5 protein-coding genes are annotated in these 6,874 nt (G+C 69.4%); all 5 read right to left on the bottom strand.

Going from position 1 to position 6,874, the window contains the following annotated elements; all coding sequences use genetic code 11:
• The gene (pglW, locus tag ABZW03_RS10580) at positions 1 to 4,392 is read right to left on the bottom strand and encodes a BREX system serine/threonine kinase PglW (RefSeq protein ID WP_355254719.1); all 4,392 of its coding nucleotides are present in this window, start codon (positions 4,390 to 4,392) and stop codon (positions 1 to 3) included.
• A gap of 132 nt (positions 4,393 to 4,524) precedes the next feature.
• The gene (locus tag ABZW03_RS10585; protein WP_355254721.1) at positions 4,525 to 5,046 is read right to left on the bottom strand and encodes a Pycsar system effector family protein; all 522 of its coding nucleotides are present in this window, start codon (positions 5,044 to 5,046) and stop codon (positions 4,525 to 4,527) included.
• Between the two features lie 40 nt (positions 5,047 to 5,086).
• Positions 5,087 to 5,422, bottom strand: coding sequence for a hypothetical protein (locus ABZW03_RS10590; RefSeq protein ID WP_355254723.1), 336 nt, complete (start codon positions 5,420 to 5,422; stop codon positions 5,087 to 5,089).
• Between the two features lie 56 nt (positions 5,423 to 5,478).
• A complete protein-coding gene (locus tag ABZW03_RS10595) occupies positions 5,479 to 6,462 on the bottom strand; it encodes a hypothetical protein (RefSeq protein WP_355254725.1) in 984 nt (327 codons plus the stop codon).
• A 46-nt stretch (positions 6,463 to 6,508) separates the two neighbouring features.
• The gene (locus ABZW03_RS10600) at positions 6,509 to 6,781 is read right to left on the bottom strand and encodes a hypothetical protein (RefSeq protein ID WP_355254727.1); all 273 of its coding nucleotides are present in this window, start codon (positions 6,779 to 6,781) and stop codon (positions 6,509 to 6,511) included.
• Between the last annotated feature and the right edge of the window lie 93 nt (positions 6,782 to 6,874).

The raw sequence follows: 6,874 nt of genomic DNA on the forward strand, positions 1-6,874 counted from the left end.
CTACCTGCTGAGCGCTGCTACCGCTCCGCTGTCCAGATGCACCAGCTCGCCATCCCCGCCGATGACCTCGACGGTGCGGCCATCCAGGTGTGGGGCCTGGCTGCGGGTGACGACGGGGCAGAGTAGCCACAGTCCGTGTGGCTTGTCGGCCGGGCGGCGAGCCGCCGCCTGGAGGCGGACCAACAGGTCATGGCCTCCCTCCTGCCAGTAGCGGGCGAGCAGGCCCGCGTTGTGCAGGAAGAGCACTGTGTGGGAGGCTGCCGCGCGCTCAGTCAGTACGGACTCGACCCGCTGCCAGACTGCTCGCACGAACTTGGCCAGACCAGGCTTGATGTGCCCCGGGGTGGACGCGGCATCCGCTCGTAGGACCTTGGCCCAGTCCTGGCCGGTCTCCGACGCCAGCACGTGGAACGCGTCGATGAACTCTCGCCCGAGATCGATCCGGTCGACCGGGTAGACAGCGGTCAAGTCTTCAGCGACCCCTGGAAGGCTCTCACCCTTTACCGTGACTGCGAGGAACCCGCCGCGCTGCGCGCGCTCCGCCAGCTTGGCCATCTTGGGCGCGTGCGCATCTTGACCCGGGATCCACGGCCCACCCACTCCGAGCATGCTCGTGCCGGTGCCCGTCGACGTCCACAGTGGGGCGACCTCCAGGGCGGGCGGTTCGAAGCAGGCCTTGGCCGGCTCGTACTTCAGAGGCACGCGAAGCTCGGCGAAAGCCTCCTCGAACTGTACGTACGTCGGCTCGGAGCCCTTGGCCAGAACAATCAGGTCCGGGAACCGGGCCCGGAGGCGCGCGATCAGCTCGTCGACCGTGATGCCTTTCTCCCGTCGCACGCCGGCAGCAGCCTGGGAGATCCGCAGCGCCCGGTCCAGGCTCAGGTCGCGCGGGTACAGCTCAAGCCGCGGGGTGACCTGCGCGGTCGGCGCAACGGCGGCAGCTAGCGCGACCAGCCGGGTGTCGGCGAGCGGGGCCAGGCCCTCCGGAGCCGGTACGGACCGCAGGTCACGAATGATCGCGGCTCGTCCGGGCATCGGCTCGAGGTGGGCCAGGCGCTCGGCCGTGTCACCCAGGGCGGCGGCGTAGTCGGCCAGTTCGCGCGGGCTGGGGTCATCCGTGCCGGGAAGCGATTCGGCAGCCAGCAGCACAGTGTCCCCGCGCCGGTGCACCGCCAGCCGCGGCTCGTGGGCCTCCTCGCCCTCACCTGCCCACAGTTCCGCCTCGGCTGCCGCGCGCACCACGGCGAGCGCCTTGGCCTGCGTTCGCTCGGGCGTGTCATCGGCCGCACCGTGGCGGACGCGCAGTTCCCCGGCGGCCTCCACAGCGGTCATCACACGGCCGGCCGCCTCGATGATCTCGACCAGTTCCGTGCGGACGGGGTTGAGCCACGAGGCCTGGGCCCACTCCTTGATCTCGATGCGGTGATGACGCGAGACTGGCGGCTGGTTGATGCCGATGTGGGCCGCGATCCGGGACTGCACCGGCCAGGGCCCGAGCGGAGACAGCCCGCCTTCCTCAGGCGGTAGGCCGAGTGTCAGCCGGATCACCGCTTCACGGTGGGAGTTCTTGCGGACCGCGGTCGGAGTGAGCTGCGTGGCCATCGCATCTATCGACAGGACCTGCTGGATTTCACCGTCGACGCCGGTCGCGCCGGCCGGACTGTCCGTCTCGGCAGGGCCCTCGACCGGCGCCTGCCGCGCGGCCGGCACAGCCTCGTACCGCAGCGCCACGGCCCACTGCTTGCGCCGCCGGTTGAGCTCCCTGCGCACGAGCGAACCGGCGCCCCGCGCCTTGGAGATCACGTATGGCTGGATTTCCAGCAACTCGCCGACGGTGTACGCCCCGAGGCCGTTGGCCACCGACACGGCTCGCAGGGAGAGGCCGGCGGCATCGAGCAGGGTGGAGGCGTCTGCTGCCGTGGCGGCCGCATCGAGGGCCGCCTCGGTGCTCTCCGGAGTCGTGTCGACGGTCTTCGGGGTGCTGAGCGGCAGCGCGGAGTCGGCACTGCGGAACACCTCGCGCCACGCGTCCTGCATCTGGCGCAGGGTGTCGAACCGTTCCTCGATGTCTCGGTGCAGCGCACGCCGGAAGAACGCGGTCAGGCCCTCGCTGAGGGCTTGCTCGAACAGCTCGGTGGCGATGTAGAGCTCGGCATCCTCGTTGGTGATCGGATCGATCCGGCCGGAGCCCCACACGGGGCGCTCTCCGGAGGCCATCTCGTGCAGGGTGACCGCGGCGGCGTACCGTTCGGCGTGGTCGTCGTAGTGGGCACGGCGGACCGATCCCAGGAACGGATCGAGATAGCCACGGGTACCGGCCTTGACGTCCCGGTCCGAGGCATCGGTGAGGGAGAAGTCGAACAGCTTCAGTTCGAAGGCGCGGTCCTCGCGCTTGCTGATACCGAAGTTGTCCGGCTTGAGATCCCGGTGCCGAACGCCCTTGCCAGCGAGCTGGTCGAGAGCGCGGAACAGGTCCTCGCTGAAGCGTTCCAGCTGGTGGTAGCTCAGCTTGCCCTCGGCCCGGAGTCGAGCACCCAGGGACTCCTTGCCCGCGTACTCCAGCTCCAGGACGGTCCGGCCACCCAGTTCGCGCAGGCCGTCGCCGCGAAGCTGGACGATGGCCCCGCCGCCGACAATCCTCAGCGCGCGTTCTTCGGCACGAAGTCGCTCGGCCTTGTCCTCGTCGAGGGCGACCTTGAAGACCTGCCGCTCCTCGTGGACCTTGCCGTCTTCGTCCTCCTCCGTGTGGACGACCAGCAGCGCGCGGGCAGTCGCGCCGGTACCGAGGACGCGTTCGACGGTCCAGTAGCCATCGAGCGCCTGGCCGGGCAGGGCCTCCAGCGGGTCGATCGCGGCGGCCGAGAGCGGAGCGGGCTTGGCATCCGCCTGCTCGGCCGTGTCCAGCAGGTCGATGAAGTTGTCCACCGAACCGAGGCGGTCGTTGACGTCGGACCGGGTGGCCTGGAAGACCAGGGTGTCCAAGGCATCGGAGAGTCCGTCGGCGACGGCGAAGAGCCGAAGCCCGGAGTCCGTGCGCAGCCGCTCAAGCAGACCGCTGCGCTGGGCGGCGGGCGGTCGGCCGGTGAGGATCAGGTGGGCCACCGCGCCGAGGCCGAAGACATCGAGGTCGGCCGGGTCCGCGTACGGCTGGTCGGTCTCCGGTGCCAGGTAGACCTGGGCGGCGTCCTCGATGAGTGCGGCATCGAGTGCCGAGCCGCCGATGGACCGCATCATGGTCGCGGTGGTGTCGAAGTCCCGGGCCGCTGTCTGCCAGTCGGTGATGCGCAGCTCGGGGCGCGAGCCGTCCTTGCGGCTCGACACGTAGACGGAGCGGGCGGAGAGCGCCCGGTGGTACAGCGACCGATGGTGGGCATACCGCATGGCCTCGGCGAGCTGCCGGACGAGGTCCAGGCGCAGTTCGGGGGTGAGCCGGCCGCCGTGGACATCGAGGTACTGGTCGAGGCGGAGGTCCGTGTGGCGGTGGCGGAAGAGGATCGCCGGGCCGCCCTGGTGCTCGCGGATCTCCACGGCCTCCGCGATGCCGCGGTGGTTGATGCCCTGGAGCACCTCGTACTCGCGGCGGGCCGCGCGCTGGGTGGACTTCTGGGCCGCTTCGCTGGCCTGCTGGCTGACCAGGTAGATACGGACCCGGCCTTCGGCGCTGACCAGGCCGTCGTCGCGCTTGGCCAGGCGGTCCTCCCAGGACGGGCCGGCTTCCAGAGGGCGGGGCTCCAACTTCCAGGCGTCACCGAACCGCAGGTGGGCGCTGGACTGCTTGATGCCGATGGCCTTCAGCAGCTGCTGCAGTGTGTGCCGGGAGAACTCCGGCGTGATCCGACGCTCCGGACGGTCGGGCGGCAGACCGAGGAAGTCCTGCCAGATGCGCTTGAGCCCGGTACCGGCGACGTCGTCGCGGCCGTAGACCTTGATGCGCTGAACGTCGTCGAGTCGGCTGCTGAGGTCGGGTGCGGAGAGGAACACGGCAGGCTCGACCCGCGGAACCACCCGCTCGCTGATCCCCAGTTTGCGGGCGGCCCAGAGGAGTTGGCTCTTGAGTTCCTTGGACTTCAGATCGGTCAGGTGGAGCGGATTGTCGATCGTCCGCATTCGGTCCGGGCCGAGGAAGTTCCACGTCGAGCCGATGTTCTCCAGCCGACCGGGGTGGCTCTTGACCTCGATGAGGTACAGGCCGGCCGGCACTGCGATCAGAAGATCGCACTCGTTGACCCGTCCCGAGCGGGCGGTGAAGGAGAACGTGGCCCAGGCCCGGAACGGCTCGGCGGGCGGCATCAGACGGCGGATGTGGTCGAGGGCGTCCTGCTCGTGCGCGTATGGCGAGGGCTGCTCCTGGTACCACTGCTGTGCAGGGCGCTGCGGGCCAGGCTTGGGCACCGGGGCGGATCCTGCTGCGGGCACCGTCAACCTCCACGGTATCGATCATGCGCGGGGATGGGACAGTCCCCGTACGACCCTACAGGGCGGGGACTTCAGTACGGGGCGGATCACATGGAGTGAGGTGGTGCCTCAACCCATGACTGCGGCCAGTGCCAGGGCCAGCACCCCTGCCCCGAAGAAGGCCAGGCCGGTCCGTATCCACCGGTGCTTCGCCGCGACGATCTTGGAGTTCGAGGAGAGCGCGTCGACGAGTGCCGGGAGCGGGTCGCGGTCGGTGCGGAGCAGGGCCTCCGACAGCTCGCCGGCCAGGGCGGCGACCCGGATGTCCTGGAAGTGGGTGACCGTTCCGTCGGCAGACCAGGAGCGACGCTGATAGCGCGGCAGGATGGCCAACAACAGGCTGAGGAGGGCGGCCGTCCATCCTGCACAGCCGACCCACCAGGCGGACGCGCCGATGCCGGACAGGTGTCCGGGGCGCCAGCCGTCCGCGCCGGCCATCAGGCTCACGAGGGCGCCGCTGCTCATTCCCATCGCGGCGATCAGAATGGACGCCTTGGTGTCGGCCCGGCCGATCTCGTCCCGGAGATCGACGAGCAGGCGCTCCGCGGTACGGATTCCCGTGCTCTCGGGCGTTGTCGTTCCCTGGGTCATGGTTCCCCCTCGGTTGTCACTGCCTCCGGTTGTCACTGCCTCACCACCAGAACCCGACGATGGCCGCTGCCGTGCCGACCCCGATCACCACCGCCGCCCGGTGATTGATGCGCAACGCCCCGGTGTGCAGTGCGGACAGGAGCGTCGCTGCGACACGATGGGCGGCGCAGGTGAGGCCGCAGACGGCGTCGCCGTAGGTGTACGCGAAGGTAGGGGGCCTGCCGGTGGTCCTGCGCAGCAGCCGGGTGCTGAGGTACTCGGGTAGGAGCAGTGCGGTGGCGACCAGGTTCAGCCCTGTCTCCACGGCGGTGGAGAGCTGGAGAAGGGCGGGCGCGGCCGCCCAGCGGGCAAGGGCGTAGAGCAGTCCGGAGAGCATGGCGAACCCCACCGTGAGCAAAAGGACCGACTGGCCCGTCGACGTGGTCGCGAGGTTCACGACTGCTGCTCCGGGGCCGATCCACCCTTCTCCAGAGCAGCGGCATCGTGCTTCTCTCGGTAGAGCGGTTTCTTGCGGGTACGGCCTGCCGCAGCATCCGCCAATCGGGACTTGAGGCTGTTGACGGCAACCCTGGCGGCGTCCTCCATCATGTGGTCCTCGAGCACTCCGGCGTCCAGCATCCGCTCAACGATGGCGATCTGGTTGGCGGCGGCTTCGCGCTGGTCGTCCCGGATTCCTTCCAGCGCCAAAGGGATGTCCTGCGGGTTGCTCGCGAGGTGCAGGGCCCAGCGGTCGATGTCGTCGCCGTCCAGCATCGTGGCGTAGAACCGGCTTCGATCCTCGGTCAACTGCTGTTGCTGCTGCAGGCGGAGGACTTCGAGCGAGTGCTGGGTTGTGGCGTATTCCTTGGCGTAGTTGACGCCGCGCAGCGCCGAGTACTGCTCGATCGCCTTCTGGTCGAGACTGAGCCGGACCACGCAGGTCGCCTCAATGCCGTCGGCTTCACCGAGCTGCGCCAAGATGATCGCGTCCTGTACGGCGGCCTCGGCCGCGGCGCTCTGCTCGATGTCGAACCGACGGGTCTCCTGCCGCATGACGGCGAGCAGCCTCGGCTCCAGCAGGATCCGTACGTCCCGGATTCCCCGTTCGACGACGACGGCGGGTCTGAGCACGCGCCAGGTGACGTCGGTCTCGGCGTGGAAGAAGAAGGCATCGCCCCTGCTGGGCAGGCGGTGCTGGAGGGTGAGGTGGCGGTAGGCCGTCTCGACCTCGTACAGCGCCCGGAAGTTCTTGCTCACGAGCTCGCCCCTAGTGGGCTGCTGGTTGGGCAGGTAGGAGAGCGTCTGGCCGGCGGCCGTTATGAAGACCAGCGCCCGATCGGCGGACACGGGAGGGCGGTTGCGGATGAATTCGAAGCGCTGCAGGGGCCTGGTGGCGTGGATGGGGTCGTGGTCGGCGGAGGTGCGGCTTGCGGCCATGCTGGGTGTCTCGATCCTCTGGGCGGACTGGTGAGGGAGGGGTGGCTCAGCGCGTCGGTCCTTCGGGGCCGGTTTGCCCGAAGCCGAGTTCGGGCCTGTTTCGGGCCTGGCCGAGGGCGTCGAGCAGTCGGCTGATGTGCGCCGGGTGTGGTGCCGCACCGGCCGGGTCGAACCGGTTGGGCTGGTCGGCCCGCTCCGACCGGTGCGCGCGCCGGACCAGGTAGGTCAGGCGTTCGGCGTCGTTCGGCGTGACCACGAGGGCCGGCAGCAGGTCGTGGAGCGCATCCAGGAGCTCGGCGTTGTGCTCGGACGCGGCCACCCACCGGCTGAGAAAGTGTTGGGTAATTGATCAACTGCACGCTGTGATGCGTTGGCGGTGATCTTCGCGGGCTTGGAGTCCGCGAAGATCACC

The organism is Kitasatospora sp. NPDC004799 (assembly GCF_040609095.1).
Taxonomy (GTDB): domain Bacteria; phylum Actinomycetota; class Actinomycetes; order Streptomycetales; family Streptomycetaceae; genus Kitasatospora.